Source organism: Liquorilactobacillus satsumensis DSM 16230 = JCM 12392 (assembly GCF_001435195.1).
Classification (GTDB): Bacteria; Bacillota; Bacilli; order Lactobacillales; family Lactobacillaceae; genus Liquorilactobacillus; species Liquorilactobacillus satsumensis.
Genome location: NZ_AZFQ01000052.1, coordinates 192,757 through 207,467, shown reverse-complemented (window position 1 = coordinate 207,467; position 14,711 = coordinate 192,757). Strand labels below are relative to the sequence as shown.

The window sequence follows — 14,711 nt, the reverse complement described above, 5'->3', positions numbered from 1 at the left end:
GTAATTCGAAGTTAGACGGAGAATTTTGACTTATGGAACACGTTTATGCAGAATAAAAGAGGGGCTGTGACAAAAGTTAACTTTTGTCACAGCCCCTCTTAGTTTATTCCGGATACTTTATAGATCAAAATCCTTCGTCTAACGTCGAAGTGGCAGCGTAAAGGCTGCACGCTGTTCGTGATTTCGTGTTAGTCCGTACTTTTTATCGCCTTAGGGAACATTTTCTTAGTTTTTGTGAAAGATAATGCACATTTTTTCGATTTTGTTCCTTAAAAAGTTGTAAATTTAATGCGCGTGATTGCATGCACTTTAAAAACAGTTTAAAATTAACAAAGTTGGATTAATGAAAAAGGCAGGAAGAAAAATGGCAGGCAGGTCAGTGGAAGATAAAAAAATGACGGCAGAAATTAAAAACAATTCCGTGAGACAGGATCAATCGGCAAAAGAAAAGATGTTACGTGGCTCCGCTTGGATGACAATGGGAAGTATTTTTTCCCGGATCTTGGGAGCAATTTATATCATTCCGTGGTACGCATGGTTTGGCAAGGATAATTTGGCGGCTAATTATCTGTATACACAAGGTTATACTGTTTACAGTGTTTTTTTGATGATCTCGATTGCGGGAATTCCATCAGCTGTTGCTAAGCAGGTTGCTCACTACAATGCTGAAAATGAGTATGCATTAGGACAACGTTTATATAAAAAATTGGTACTTCTCATGCTGGGAGTAGGAGTTTGCGCCGCGTTAATTATGTGGATCGTAGCACCGCTGCTTTCTCAAGGTGATCCGAAAGTAGTTCCCGTCTATCGTTCACTTGCAGTAGCGTTAACGATTATTCCATTGATGAGCTTGACACGTGGGTTCTTTCAGGGGTATCAAGATATGTTTCCGTCAGCGATGTCGCAGCTACTAGAGCAGGTTGCCCGGATTATCTACATGCTTGCAGCGACCTATTTAATTATGAAGGTCTTTAGAGGCAGCTATGTTACAGGGGTTGTGCATTCAACTTTTGCCGCTTTTGTTGGTGCACTTGGAGGATTTCTTTTCTTAGGTTTCTTTTATTTGAAAAAGAAAAAGCGGCTGGCAGAATTAGCAAGGCAAAGTGCAAATCAACTTTCTGTCTCGGATGGACAGGTTATTAAAGCACTGTTAATCGAATCAATTCCCTTTATCATTATTGGGGTCTCAACAACTTTGTATAATTTACTGGATCAATTTACATTTAAAAAAATTATGCTGTTTTTTACAAACTACAGTGTTAAAGCGATTGATGATTTTTACGCGATTTTTGCTGGGAATGCAAACAAACTGATTATGATAACTATCTCTTTGGCTGCTGCGATGGCGGCGACTGCAATTCCGTTATTATCAGAAGCTTATACGAAAAAGGATCAAGAGCAGATTTCTACCCAAATCAATGATGCAATTGAGCTTTTCTTATTGCTAATGTTGCCATGTTCACTTGGAATGGCGGCAGTTGCCAAACCGCTGTATGTTGTTTTTTATCAGTATGATTTGACAGGAATCTATGTGTTGAGCTTTTCTTCATATGTTGCACTGCCGATTGGATTATTTATGGTACTTTCTTCGCTACTTCAGGGTGTTTACCAAAATAAACAAGCAGTCCAGTACTTTGCAATTGGCATGATTGTCAAAATAATAGTGCAGGTACCATTGACTGCAATTTTCCAGCCGTTTGGACCACTGATGGCGACGGCCATCGGGATGATGGTCTCTAACTGGTTGATGCTGCGGCGATTCTATTATTCTGATCAGCTTGATTTACGGCGTGTTACCAGACGGTTCGATGCCTTGTTGCTCTTTTCGCTGCTGACCTTTATCGTGGCGCTTGGAACAGTAGAGCTTAGTGGATTGTTCTTAAATATACAGTATCGGGTTCAGGCTCTTCTTGCGCTGATTCTTAGCGCTGGAACGGGTGGCTTTTGCTATGTTTATCTATGTTTGAAGACCCGTTTGGCAGATAAAATTTTAGGAAGTAAGGCAGGTCATCTGCGCAGCTTGCTTCGAATCAGGTGATCAAAAGATGAGACTTGATAAACTAGTAGCAACAACTTTGGGAAGAACGCGTTCCCAAGTGAGAAAGCTCCTGCAAGACGGCGCAATCACTGTTAATGGTGCTAAAGCAACTAGTGGCAAAAAACACGTTGACCCGCAACAGGATGTGATTAGTGCTTTCGGTGACGAGCTTCATTATGAAAGTAAGCGCTATTTGATGTTAAATAAACCTGCTGGAGTGATTTCAGCCACCACCGACCCACAACAGCAAACGGTCCTTTCCTTGTTACCCGAATCAGCGCGAAAGGGTATTTTTCCAGTCGGCAGATTAGATAAGGACACGACCGGTTTATTATTGCTAACTAATGACGGGCACTTCGCCCATCAGTTAATGTCACCCAAGAAGCATGTCGCAAAAACATACCGTGCGCTTGTCGCTGGTACGGTAACTGCGCAGATTTGCAGCCAATTTTCTGCTGGACTGACACTGCGAACGGGGGAAGTTACGCGCCCTGCCCAACTGACACTTTTAAAAGGGAATGTACCAACTGGAAAAAGCAGTGTGCAGATTGTGATTGTGGAAGGTAAATATCATCAGATTAAAAGAATGTTCGGCGCAGTTGGAATGAAGGTTTTACAATTGCAGCGTTGTGCAATTGGGCAACTCCAACTTGATCCGCAACTTAAGGCTGGCCAAGTTAGAGCTTTGACGCCGGCTGAGCTTGCTTTATTTAAGCAATTAAACACGCTAAGTTAAAAAAGCAAAAAGTTTATTTAAGAGCGTGCAACATGAATTCCTGTAATTTTCCAATAATATCTGTTGGCAAGACAACGTAGCGTGAACGCGAGAGCTCTGCTGCAATAGCGCTATGAATGTAGACGGCGGCATCAACAACTTGTTCAGGGGTAGATGTGTGAAATTGTCCTAAAAAGGCTGCGATGATTCCAGTTAAGGTGTCCCCCATTCCGCCAGTGGCCATATAGGGACCACCAGTTTTTAATTGTGCGATCGAACCATCCAAATGGTAAATAACGGTCTGGTACTTTTTTAAGACGACAGTTGCTTTGAGAGCTTGTTGGACGTGAAGATTTTGAGCATTAGTCTGAGCGCTAATTTGAATTCCGCTCAGGCGCTGCCATTCCATTTGATGAGGAGTAAAAACAACTTGGAGCCCGTGCAACAATGCTAAAAGTTCCCGGTTGTCTGCTAAGAGAGTAATGGCAGAACCGTCAATAATTAAGAATTGTTCTTTATGTGTGCTTTGCAAAACTGTGCTTAAAATTTCAAGGGAATGAGCGCTTGTTCCTAATCCAGGACCAATCACGATCACATCTGCAGCAGCAACTGCTTGGCGCAGCTCCTTTGCAACGGTAGAATCGATAAACATTGCTTCTGGAACAATGGTGTGTAAGGCAGTTAAATTGAGCGGCGAGCTGGCGCAACTTACCAGACCCGCACCTGCGTGAATCGCAGCCGAGGTAGACATAATAATTGCTCCACCATATTGGCGTGTTCCACCGACTGTGAGTATCTTACCAAAGTTGCCTTTATGACTGTTTAGCGGACGGACTTGAATAACACGTTTTAAACTTTTTTCATCTAGAATTTGCATTTCTTAAGCTCCTTTGTTTAAAGATTGCACTTTATTATACAACAGGAATAAGGTAAAGACTTTTAGAAGCTACGCGTGTCGTGGTAAAATCAATCAAGTGGATAAATAAACAGTTGTGCTGTAAAAATTTGGAGGCTGATAAGATGCAGATCAATTGGAAAGAAGAGATCCAAAAAAGACGGGAAGCGTTGTTAACTGATCTACAAGCGCTGCTCAAGATTGAGAGTGTGCGGGATGAAACGCAGGCAACAGGTGCGGCCCCTTTTGGACCAGGACCGCGCGCAGCATTGGAGAAATTTTTAGAGGCTGCTCAGCGTGACGGATTCAAGACTGAAAATGTTGACCATGTAGCAGGTCATATTGAGTATGGAACCGGTAAAGAGACTTTGGGAATTCTTGCACATGTGGATGTTATGCCTGCAGGTCAGGGCTGGCAGACAAATCCTTTTATACCGGTTATCAAGGATGGACGGCTTTATGCGCGCGGAGCTTCAGATGATAAAGGACCCGCAATGGCAGCTTATTACGGGCTTAAGCTGCTCAAGGAGTTGCAACTGCCTATTAGTAAGAAAGTTCGTCTGATTCTCGGAACAGATGAAGAGAGCGGTTGGCGCTGCATGACGCATTATTTTGAAAAAATGCCAACCCCTGATTTTGGCTTTTCTCCAGATGCTTTTTTCCCATTAATCAATGGTGAAAAGGGTAATGTGACTTATAATGTTGATTTTCAAGGTGGAAATGGAGAACAGGTAAAGCTGTTGGCATTCACCGCTGGATTGCGCGAAAACATGGTTCCACGGGATGCCAGTGCACGCCTAAGCGGAATAGAATTATCAGAGGTGCAGCCACTTTTGGCGCGCTATGTAGCTGATATGCCGATTACTGGTCAGGCACAGGCAGAAGATGGACTTGTTACTATTACGATTGTGGGCAAAGCTGCACATGCACAAGAACCCCGTAATGGTGAAAATGCCGGAACGTACTTAGCGTTATTCTTAAAGCAATTAGGCTTGGGTGGCGGTGCGCTTAATTTTATTTCTTTTGCTGCCGATTATCTGCATCAAGATTCACGCATGAGTAACTTTGGACTCAACTTTACTGACAGCGTGATGGGTGATTTAACGATGAATGCAGGGATCTTTGAATTTGAGGCTGCTAAAGGTGGCAGAATAACGTTGAATTTCAGATATCCGCGTGGAATTAAACCTACCCAGCTCCAAGCGGGACTAGCTAAAGTTCTTCAAAAAGTGGATGCAGAACTCAATCCGACAGGCAAAACACAGGAACCGCACTATGTTTCACCAGAAGATCCATTGGTGCAGACCTTGTTGCGTGTTTATGAACGTCAAACTGGAAATCAGGGTTATGGAATGGTTGTTGGCGGTGGAACCTATGGAAGATTGCTTCCCCGTGGCGTGGCTTTTGGTGCGATGTTTCCTGGAGCAGAGGATACCATGCACCAAGCAAATGAATTTATTCCGGTTGATGATCTTTTACGTGCAGCTGCGATCTATGCTGAAGCAATTTATGAATTAGTTAAATAGGGGATTCAGTGTTTGGAATTTGCATAAGTTTTTTTTAATTTTGTATTTTGCTGTTAAAAAGCGTAAAATTAAATTAGAAAAAGCAATAGGAGGTCATAGCGTGCAAAAGAATTTTATGCATGAAGTGGAAGAAAACGTCTTAGCAGAAGACGAGCAAACAAAGACATTTTTGGTTCCCAGCAAGAAGGAAAAATTGGCGATCAAGGTCGATAAAGACGTTTTAACACGCTTATTGGATGACCAGAAGCTTGAACATATGTTAAGGAATTTGTTGAAGTTGAATTCTAAAAGAACAACGCGGGAGACTATCAACATTACAAAGAGAAATTATCGTATTTTTATTTAAAGATAGTAAAAGCGGTAGGAATAATTCCTGAAGCTTAACAAGAAGATGGTGCTGTGTGTGCCGACTTCTTGTTTTTTTGTATGACTACTTTGGAAATAAAAGCGAACTCGGGGGAGTTTTGCAGTAAATTAAATGCAGGAGTGAAAAAGATGACTAAGAGCAACCACAAGATTATATTGCCAGATGCTATTTTAGAAAAGTTAAAGGTTAAAAAAGGAGACAAAGTCAAGCTTTCCTATTCACATTATCCTGCAGGGAAAATAGTGATTGAACCTGTCACACAAACAGATTACCATACCAATATTTCACCGTTGCGTTTCTTTTTACCAGCACTTTTTTTCACTGTGCTTTTTGGGGGATATTTTTATATAAGAGGACAGGAACCTATTAATCTTGCAGGGAACGAATCGATTGCGAGTTTAACAATTCTTTTAGGGACGTTAAGCGGATCATTAGTTTTTGCTTCTTTTTATCTCAAGGATCGTAAACTCATCCAGTCTTGGTTGGGAGAGAAGCTTTACTGGCGTAGCTTTCTTACTATTATGTTGTCGTTTGTGCTGATTTTGGCGATTAGCCTGCTATCTTTTTTTTGGTTGCTGGAGTTGTTATTTGAAGGAGCTGCTTTTGATCTTTTGACCTCTTCTTTTATCTTCTTGTTATTTTGCAGTGTCGTTAATTATTTTATGCTGTATGCAGAAAGTCGTCTTTCACCAGCAGTAATTTTTATTTTGTTTGTCTGTGTGATCATCGGAGGGGCGCTTGCCTCAATGATCACTAATAGCAATAAACATTGGTGGGAACACAATGTCAGCTTTTTAGGGACGAGCCAGGCAAGCAGCAGTTGGCAATTTAATTTGACTTTGATTACGTCGGCCTTATTGCTAGCTGCACTAATTGATTTTATTTTTGCAGCGCTTGATCAAAAGTTTGGTAGGAATCGGCGCTTATTCATCCTACACATTTTGTTAACTGCTTTTGCGGTGTGCCTTGGCGGGGTAGGCCTATTTGCTAACAACGGGCGCGGCCTATTGCATGAGCTGCATACGCAGGCAGCAAGCCTGATGGTCTATCTGCTGTTGATTATCATTGCTTTGGTCGGAATTTTGCTGCCACAAATGGAACCAACTTTTAAGCATTTGTCTTATGCAATTGGGGCTTCTTTGCTGGGGGCTTCGCTTTTGTTTTCTCCGATCGGTTATTTGTCTTTAACGGCATTTGAATTAATTGCTTTTGTACTTTCTTTTAGCTGGCTATTGCTGTTGCTGCAGCAGTTACAAGCTATGATCAGCACACAAAAAAAGCATTATGAAGTCGTTATTAAATAACTTCGCATGCTTTAAGTGTCTTAATTAGAATTTAATGATACTTTGAACGCTATTAGTGCTGTATATTTGCGGATGATTATCAGCCCGTCCAATTGAGAACCAATCGATATGCGTCAAAATACAGGCAAGGTAGTCGAACATCTCTTGGCTACTGCTTTCTTCATGCTGGGTCTTGTTCCAGTCTTCAAAGGAGGTCGAAAAAACCTTTTCAAGATGTGTGTCTTTGATATTGCCCTTGACTACATAGCCAGTGATGACTGTATCTGAGTCAATCTGAAGTTTGAGATTGTTCGTTAAGTTAATATAAAAATCCATTGTGTAACCACCTTTCACGATGAAAATAATTATAGCATGTGTCAGAAAGATCAGCAATTTTAGTTACCATTTGCATTTTTTAGTTGTTAATTTAGGAAAGTTTCTCTAAAATTAAAATATAACAGATGAAAAATTAGGGAAGTGGACAAATGTTTCTTACTACAGGTGAAATTAATCAGTCTTACATGATTCTAGGTGTTGTTAATGCAACGCTTAAAAGGACTTTAACAGCAGAACAAATTGATGAAGTTGATTGTTACGAAGAATTGTATACTCAGGTTAAAACTAAATTGATCGAAAAAGCAGTTGCTAAAAACGGTGATGGAATTATTGGTGTGCATTTTGTCCCCCAAATTGTGAATGTAGTAGTGGGTCCAAAATATGTGATGCTTCACGGTTACGGTACAGTGATTTCTTTGCCACACCGAAAATAAAGGCGCACAAGTATTATTCCACTAAAAAGAGACCATATTCAGATAAGTTAACATCGTGATCAGAATATAGCCGTTATTATGTGTCATGTGTAATCAAAAAGGGGCTTGCGTCAAAGTCCTTTTTGATAGACATGTGTTGCTTTTTCAAATTTATGTAGCTTTTAAAGCGAAATAACATTATCAGAGTCGGAGTTTACGCTTTTTTGACCAATTGCTGTAATCTTGCCGGGAGACAGACTGACGAAATGGCCTTCAATTTGAAGCGGTTTTTTAGTAGTAAATTGGGCTTCGTACAAAAGGATTTCAATGTAGCCTAGCTCATGTTTGCTAATTCCCTTGGAAAGAGCGAACGCAAGTACTTCTTTTTCGGAAGGACCATCTTGGAGTGAAGAACAGCTTATAAAGTATAAAAACTCCTTAATGAATTCAAAGTCAAGCAATGTTACCATCCCTTCTTTATTAACAAAGATAATTATATCAGAAAAAAACCTTAAAAAACGGAATTATTAGAGATCTTAAACTAAATTGTAAAATTCACGTAAAGTAAAAAATAAGAAATTGAATTGTTCATGCTATAGTTACTTGTTGTTCTTTAGCAGATAATATGCTAATATGTAGTCGTTCTTAGCATTTGTACGAAAAAAAAGTATCATGTTTCATGTTATTTTTAATTCCTTCAGGTGTTAACATATGTTGGTCTGTTTGTTTGGTTTTTATCCTAGGGGGATTATAATATGAAAAATGGTACAGTTAAATGGTTTAATGCAGATAAAGGTTATGGCTTTATCACCGGTGAAGATGGTAAAGATGTTTTTGTGCATTTCTCAGCTATTCAAAAGGACGGCTTTAAGACCTTAGACGAAGGTGAAAAAGTTACTTTTGATGAAGAAGCTGGTGATCGTGGACCACAGGCAGCTAACGTGGTTGCACAGTAACCTTTAGTGTGAGTAATACTGACAATTAAGTAAGATCAAGGCTGTGATGAAATTAACGTTTTGTCGCAGCCTTTTAGATTGTCTTAAAATTGCGATGAATTTTTTACTAACAAATTTTCATGTTAATTGGAAAGTAATTTAAAGTATTTCCAGCAGCCTATTAAAAAAGTAATCGCCAGTGAAAACAGAGAAAGAACTTTTGAAAAATTACCTAATTTAGTATATGAGCTTGTCAATGTTACCTGGGTACTTTTAGCAGGTACTTTGATGAGCACAGTGCCTCTTGGCGAAGTTGATACAGGCAGCTTTTTGCCCTCAACGTGGACGCTTGTACCTAAGTATCTCAGAAAAGGGGTGTCTACTGTTTGGGCTTTATTTTTGGCTAGCATCTGAAGTTGGACTTGTTTGTTGGAAGCGTGAAATTTAAGATTTTGGGCGGTCTGATCGACGATAAACCGTTTAGCTGCAATGGTTTCTTGATATCCCTGACTGCTTTTTAGTGGATAATAATCACTTGATTCAGTATTTTTGACAGTGGTCAAATAATTTTGACCGTCTATGACAGCAACTGCGCCTTTGCGTAAATTAAATGAAGTTGCGGTGTGGATAGCAAGGACTAAAAGTAGCAAGAGTAAAATATTTCTGTTGCGAGTCTTTCTAAGAAGCCATGTTCCGCTGACGGAAATCAGCAGGGTCGCAACTTCAATGAATCTCCATGGAAATTGAATCATTTTGATGGGTGTGTTTTGAAATAGAAACCAAGGAAATAAGTTGGTTGTTAGAAAAAGAAGAAACGCACTCACAAACCAAAGGACCCGATAATTGTAGTCCGCTTGCTGTAATTTTAAAGCACCACCAATAAAAAGAACTGTCAGGACTAATCCGAGGACGGAGTTACCATTTCCAATCGAATTACTTAAGGAATTAGTCAATAACCAACTAACATCAACTGCTGAATCTGCTAGTTTTTTAATACTGGGTGGTGTGATTTGCAGGTGATGGACTTGTTGCAATAAAGGTAACCAAAAAAAAGCAGTTAATCCTAAAGTTAAAAAGGCACTTTTAAGAAAAGCAATAAGCAAGGCAGCTTTATTTGAAATTTGTGACCAGCTGCACAGCAACAATAATAAGAGTGTGAAGAACAAGAAAATGCTTGAAAGAACGTGCGAATATATTATCAATGCACTGGAAACCGCGAGTAACAACCAGTAATCATTGGCTGCTTTAAGGACTAATTTGTAGAAACAAAGCAGCACGACTGGGAAAAAAGCCATGGCAATAATTTCGCCAATATCGGCCCTTTGGAAAACATTTACGGCACGCCCAGCAGAAAATGGATAAATTATACTAAAGACAACTGCGCAGCGTTCGCTATTAAAAAGCGCCCGTGCACTGTAATAGGAAAGTACAAAGGTTAGGCAAGTAATCATGAACAAAAAAGCAATGAAGCCGGCGACTTCATTATGTAGCAAATTAGCCAATAAATGGGCTGGGTAAAAAGTAAGCCACGGGTAAAAATAATTAACACCTTGGCCAACGCCTTTAAACGAAATATAGTTAATTGGGTGTGAAAATGCATTGTTTAAACCATAAAGCCGAGACAAGTGGAAGTTAGCGTCACTTTCTAACCAGTGTCCAACGCGTAGCTTGCCATCGTAAAAAAAGGGAACTAGATACAAATAGCTTCCCAGCAAACTCCCCAAAATAACTGCAGCAGTTTTTTTAATTTTTAAAAAGTTCAATGTGCTCCCCCTGAATCTAGTAAATAATACTCAAATAATTGAAATAGCTTTCCTTAAATACTTGCAAGTCCCTAGTCAAGTACTTTCCCCGTTTACTTGTGCTAGCAACTCACAGGTTTTCCTCGGTGAATTATACAACAAAGATTAGCATTTTTAAATGTTTTTAGCGGTAGTTTAATCAGACGGTTACTTGTTTAGGTCCAAATTACGGAACGGTTCGGGCAATGACCTGAAACGTAAAAGTTTCAACAAGCACTGGTCTTTTGGTTAAAGCAACTTGAATTTAGCAGTTACAGTCTCTTTAGCTAAAATAGAGTTGCATTAGCTTTCTTTGAGTAATATTATAGAGTATAGATGGTGTTTTATCCCAATAAAGCATTTTCTCTCTTTGAGTTGTCTCTTAATTGAGATGACTCTTTTTATATTTGGACGTTAAATGCTACTTGTTGGGGGAAAATTCGTAAGGAGTCTTTTTTACGCAATAAAAAAACACCAGCACTTATACTTAGCTGATGTCCTAATTACTTTTGAAGCCTTGATTTAAAGGTTTATATGATGCCCTTAGCAGGAAAAGTCACTTGTCTAATTAATGTTGCATGGATAAAGACTTTTAATTTCACACATAATTGTGTGGTATTTTTGCTGATGTAATTGCATCAAAAATGTAAAATCTACATTAAGCTACAATAATCTATCAAATAAAAAAGCCTTGAAATCAACGTTTCAAGGCTTGTAAAACTGTCTAAATTGTATAAGAAATGCCCTCGGCAGGAGTCGAACCTGTACTTGGAAACCCAAACAGCGACCTGAACGCTGCGCGTCTGCCAATTCCGCCACGAGGGCAGCTGAATTAATAGCACTTAAATAGTATACAATAGGTTGCGTTAAAATGGAAGAACAAATTTTATTTAAAAGTCGACTAACCCGAGTCTTGCAAAATAAGAATGCAACGAGTAAAATTTAGCGTAATGAAAGCGTAGCCATGCGCGAACGGGGTGTTATTGATGGAAGAGAAAAATTATTATCTGGAACGTGCAGGAATTTATCGTGATGGGGCACAAAATGCAATTGAATTAGCGGCTGCGGGTAATCTTTATACTGCAACCTTGATTTTTACAAGTATTAAAAAAGCGAGTGCCAGCGAATTGAAAAAAAATACTACTAACAAAGCTTATCATGAACTGCTATTAAAAATTTCCGAATCTGTGGAAGATAAACAGGAATTATTAAATGAACTGGGAAATATTCGACAAAGTTGTCGTAATTTCATTGCAACCTTTAATAAAGGTTAAAAGATTCTTATAACTGTTAATGGTATAATGGCATTAGGGAAACAAGGCAAGGGGAGTGATTCTATGGAAAAACAATATCGTAATATTTTAGTACCTGTAGATGGGTCACAAAATGCGGAAAAGGCACTTGCACGAGCTATTGAAATTGCAAAACAAAATGATAGCCGGGTTGAGGTTTTGAACGTGATTGATGTTAAACAATTTACGACTAATTTTGGTGGTGTGATGAGCGGCACGGGAGATATGATTTATTCTTCCTTTGAGTATATTCAAGATTATTTGACAAAGCTCAAAGATAGATTTGCTAAGGAAGGATTTACCAATCTTGGAATCCATGCTCGCTTTGGTTCTCCACGCGTCGTCATTACACAAGACTTTCCTGCTGATTATCCAATTGATTTGATTGTGATTGGAAAAACCGGGTTGTCGGCAGTTGAACGCTTGTTGATGGGCGCAGTGACGGACAGTGTAATTCGAATGGCAAAATGCGATGTGCTAGTAGTTTAGTAAGAAGGGAGAGAAGCTGCGATGACAAGATTTGAGTTACTTGCTTTGTGCAGTCTGGTCCTCTTGATGGTGTACAATTTCAGGCTCAGTGTAGCGGTGAAGAAGATGCGGGATAAGCTGGGACAAAAAAAGGCAGAAATTCTGAAAAAGACAGATGATCCAGAGATTAAAAGTACAATTGCAACTCGAAGAAAGTGGACGATTCTTAGTCAGTTGCTTTTCTGGATTGCTGTTTCTATGGCTTTCTATGGTTCGCTAGGAATCCTAATCTATTTTCTCGATTTGTATACGGTAGCAATGATCTATATTAATCACTTAACGGAGAAGTTGATGAAAGACTTTGACAAAGCGTAGTAAAAGTGATTAACGTTAAAATTAAGCTATATTTTTTGGGGGAGATCAATTTACGTATATTAGCTACGTATTTGGATCTTTTTTGTTTTTGTGTTGTTTCTAGCGATGTGTTAGCATAAGTAGTGTTTTTATGCAGTAAACTTTTAAAGTGAGGGCTTTATGTATGAGTAATTTTAAACAATACGGAAGCATTCTGTTGCGTGGAGGACTTTCTTTTGCGATTTTATTAGCAGGTGTTCAGTTAATATCATCTAGTAGTTGGAAGCTTTTGTTGGACTATTACCTAGTTAGCAACTTTGTGATGCTCTATCCATTTAATATGTCGAGAGAAAAAGGCAAAAAGAGTGATAATCTTAATGAAATTTCCGAGACAGCAACCTTGAGTAGAAGAGGCAAAATCAAAGAAGAACACACAGAATTAACGGATACAGCTAATGAACTTAGGCGCAAGCAGCATCCGCAAAAGAAGAACGACTTGCGTGAATTGTTGTTGGATTTTGCGCTCAATTTTCTTAAATATGCATTTTTGCAAATTTGTGCACCAGTTATTTTTATGCAGAATTTACTGTTAGATGAAAAATTTTAGTAAATGTAAGTGGCAGAGATACTGAAATTAAAAGATTCTAATTATTGAATCCTTTGATAAAGCTTTTTGAAGAGCATACGTTAAAAAACGATGATTTGTAACCTTGACTTTCTTAATAAAATTGTTATAATTCTTATATTTACAAATTATTTAAAGGGAGAATGGTTATGAAAAGTTTTTTTAAACGAATGTTGTTAAAAGAGGATCCAAATGTGTATCAAGATAAAGACTCCCATTTAAGTCAAGTCTTAACGGTCAAGGATTTCTTGGCTCTGGGTGTCGGTACAATTGTTTCAACCTCTATCTTTACGCTTCCTGGAGTTGTCGCAGCTTCGCATGCTGGTCCAGCGGTGGCACTTTCGTTTTTAGTAGCGGCAATTGTAGCTGGGTTGGTTGCCTTTGCCTATGCTGAAATGTCATCTGCAATGCCCTTTGCTGGTTCTGCATATTCATGGATCAACGTAATTTTCGGAGAGTTTTTTGGTTGGATTGCGGGTTGGGCACTGTTAGCAGAGTATTTTATCGCAGTTGCCTTTGTGGCTTCTGGGTTATCCGCAAACTTTCGTGGTTTGATTGAACCGCTTGGGCTTGTCTTACCTAAACAACTTTCTAGTGCATATGGTACTTCAGGTGGAGTAATTGATTTAGTCGCTGTAATTGTGGTTATCTTAGTAGGATTATTGCTAGCCCGTGGTGTGTCAGGCGCAGCACGTGTTGAGAATATTTTGGTGGTACTTAAAGTTTTAGCAATTTTACTGTTTGTTTTTGTTGGCTTAACAGCCATTCATGCTTCAAATTATTCTCCTTTTATTCCAAAATATCATCCGAACGCTGATGGTTCTGCTTTTGGTGGCTGGCAAGGAATTTACGCTGGGGTTTCTTCAATCTTCCTGTCTTATATCGGTTTTGATTCAATTGCTGCTAATTCTGCAGAAGCCAAGGATCCCAAAAAGACAATGCCACGCGGTATTTTGGGATCACTTGTTTTAGCCGTGATATTATTTGTGAGTGTTTCACTTGTAATGGTAGGAATGTTCAAATACTCAAGCTATGCTAATAACGCTGAACCTGTTGGCTGGGCTTTGCGTGAAAGTGGTCATCCAATTATTGCAATTGTCGTCCAAACAGTCGCTGTTGTGGGGATGTTTACCGCTTTGATCGGGATGATGATGGCTGGTTCACGGTTACTTTATTCCTTTGGACGTGATGGAATGCTTCCAAAATGGCTGGGTTCTTTGAACAAAGATAATTTACCTAATCGTGCCTTAGTTGTGCTGTCGATTGTGGGGGTTATTTTAGGCGCTGTGTTCCCATTTGCCTTTTTAGCACAGTTGATTTCAGCTGGGACGTTGATTGCATTTATGTTTGTTTCTCTGGGAATTTACGCACTGCGTCCACGCGAAGGAAAAGACTTACCAGAACCAAGTTTTAAGATGCCGTTATACCCTGTTATGCCAGCATTAGCATTTTTGGCCGCGTTTGCTGTTTTCTGGGGACTTGATATGGGGGCTAAGTTATATGCCTTATATTGGTTTATTTTCGGTCTGGTAATTTACTTTGGTTATGGGATGCGTCATTCTTTCTTGAGTAAGCGAAGTCAAGCCAAAGAAAATGAAGAAAAAAATAAGTAATTTGCGGCTAAATTCAGCCAGCAAGTAAGTTAAATGTACTAATTTAGAAATTGAAAGATAGAAAAAAAGG

At 39.2% G+C, this 14,711-nt stretch carries 16 protein-coding genes and 1 tRNA gene; 12 read left to right on the top strand and 5 right to left on the bottom strand.

What is annotated here, in order from left to right:
* Positions 1-394: 394 nt before the first annotated feature.
* Positions 395-2,038, top strand: coding sequence for a putative polysaccharide biosynthesis protein (locus FD50_RS09715; protein WP_156653535.1), 1,644 nt, complete (start codon positions 395-397; stop codon positions 2,036-2,038).
* 7 nt (positions 2,039-2,045) lie between these two features.
* Positions 2,046-2,774 carry a pseudouridine synthase gene (locus tag FD50_RS09710; RefSeq protein WP_056961352.1) on the top strand — a complete coding sequence of 243 codons (729 nt, stop codon included), beginning with the start codon at positions 2,046-2,048 and terminating at the stop codon, positions 2,772-2,774.
* Positions 2,775-2,787: 13 nt separating this feature from the next.
* Here the strand turns inward: FD50_RS09710 and FD50_RS09705 are convergent, their stop codons facing one another.
* Positions 2,788-3,630 carry an NAD(P)H-hydrate dehydratase gene (locus tag FD50_RS09705; protein WP_056961349.1) on the bottom strand — a complete coding sequence of 281 codons (843 nt, stop codon included), beginning with the start codon at positions 3,628-3,630 and terminating at the stop codon, positions 2,788-2,790.
* 143 nt (positions 3,631-3,773) lie between these two features.
* On the opposite strand from FD50_RS09705, the gene pepV reads away from it, so the two are divergent.
* From pepV to FD50_RS09690, 3 genes are all read left to right on the top strand, one after another.
* A complete protein-coding gene (gene pepV / locus FD50_RS09700; RefSeq protein WP_056961346.1) occupies positions 3,774-5,174 on the top strand; it encodes a dipeptidase PepV in 1,401 nt (466 codons plus the stop codon).
* Between the two features lie 100 nt (positions 5,175-5,274).
* On the top strand, positions 5,275-5,520 hold the full coding sequence (locus tag FD50_RS09695) for a hypothetical protein (protein ID WP_054757958.1): 246 nt from the start codon (positions 5,275-5,277) through the stop codon (positions 5,518-5,520).
* Positions 5,521-5,669: 149 nt separating this feature from the next.
* Positions 5,670-6,845 carry an AbrB/MazE/SpoVT family DNA-binding domain-containing protein gene (locus FD50_RS09690; protein ID WP_056961344.1) on the top strand — a complete coding sequence of 392 codons (1,176 nt, stop codon included), beginning with the start codon at positions 5,670-5,672 and terminating at the stop codon, positions 6,843-6,845.
* Between the two features lie 24 nt (positions 6,846-6,869).
* Here the strand turns inward: FD50_RS09690 and FD50_RS09685 are convergent, their stop codons facing one another.
* Positions 6,870-7,160 (bottom strand): hypothetical protein, encoded by a 291-nt coding sequence (locus FD50_RS09685; protein WP_054757951.1) that lies wholly within the window; start codon positions 7,158-7,160, stop codon positions 6,870-6,872.
* 149 nt (positions 7,161-7,309) lie between these two features.
* Here FD50_RS09685 and FD50_RS09680 point away from each other — a divergent pair, with 149 nt between their 5' ends.
* Positions 7,310-7,594, top strand: coding sequence for a hypothetical protein (locus FD50_RS09680; protein ID WP_056961342.1), 285 nt, complete (start codon positions 7,310-7,312; stop codon positions 7,592-7,594).
* A 161-nt stretch (positions 7,595-7,755) separates the two neighbouring features.
* On the opposite strand, the gene FD50_RS09675 is transcribed toward FD50_RS09680, so the two are convergent.
* On the bottom strand, positions 7,756-8,043 hold the full coding sequence (locus tag FD50_RS09675; protein WP_156653532.1) for a hypothetical protein: 288 nt from the start codon (positions 8,041-8,043) through the stop codon (positions 7,756-7,758).
* A 285-nt stretch (positions 8,044-8,328) separates the two neighbouring features.
* On the opposite strand from FD50_RS09675, the gene FD50_RS09670 reads away from it, so the two are divergent.
* Entirely contained in the window at positions 8,329-8,529 is a 201-nt protein-coding gene (locus FD50_RS09670; protein ID WP_054757953.1) for a cold-shock protein, read from the top strand.
* Positions 8,530-8,651: 122 nt separating this feature from the next.
* On the opposite strand, the gene FD50_RS09665 is transcribed toward FD50_RS09670, so the two are convergent.
* Together FD50_RS09665 and FD50_RS09660 are read right to left on the bottom strand one after the other, a co-directional pair.
* Positions 8,652-10,271 (bottom strand): 6-pyruvoyl-tetrahydropterin synthase-related protein, encoded by a 1,620-nt coding sequence (locus tag FD50_RS09665; protein WP_056961340.1) that lies wholly within the window; start codon positions 10,269-10,271, stop codon positions 8,652-8,654.
* A gap of 759 nt (positions 10,272-11,030) precedes the next feature.
* Positions 11,031-11,114, bottom strand: a tRNA-Leu gene (locus FD50_RS09660).
* Between the two features lie 161 nt (positions 11,115-11,275).
* Here FD50_RS09660 and FD50_RS09655 point away from each other — a divergent pair.
* From FD50_RS09655 to FD50_RS09635, 5 genes are all read left to right on the top strand, one after another.
* A complete protein-coding gene (locus tag FD50_RS09655) occupies positions 11,276-11,563 on the top strand; it encodes a hypothetical protein (RefSeq protein WP_054757955.1) in 288 nt (95 codons plus the stop codon).
* 63 nt (positions 11,564-11,626) lie between these two features.
* Positions 11,627-12,070, top strand: coding sequence for a universal stress protein (locus tag FD50_RS09650; protein WP_056961337.1), 444 nt, complete (start codon positions 11,627-11,629; stop codon positions 12,068-12,070).
* A gap of 21 nt (positions 12,071-12,091) precedes the next feature.
* Positions 12,092-12,424: a hypothetical protein gene (locus FD50_RS09645; RefSeq protein ID WP_054757956.1), complete on the top strand. Its 333-nt coding sequence runs from the start codon at positions 12,092-12,094 to the stop codon at positions 12,422-12,424.
* 163 nt (positions 12,425-12,587) lie between these two features.
* Positions 12,588-13,010: a hypothetical protein gene (locus FD50_RS09640; protein ID WP_054757957.1), complete on the top strand. Its 423-nt coding sequence runs from the start codon at positions 12,588-12,590 to the stop codon at positions 13,008-13,010.
* A 167-nt stretch (positions 13,011-13,177) separates the two neighbouring features.
* Positions 13,178-14,641 carry an APC family permease gene (locus FD50_RS09635; protein WP_056961335.1) on the top strand — a complete coding sequence of 488 codons (1,464 nt, stop codon included), beginning with the start codon at positions 13,178-13,180 and terminating at the stop codon, positions 14,639-14,641.
* Positions 14,642-14,711: the final 70 nt, after the last annotated feature.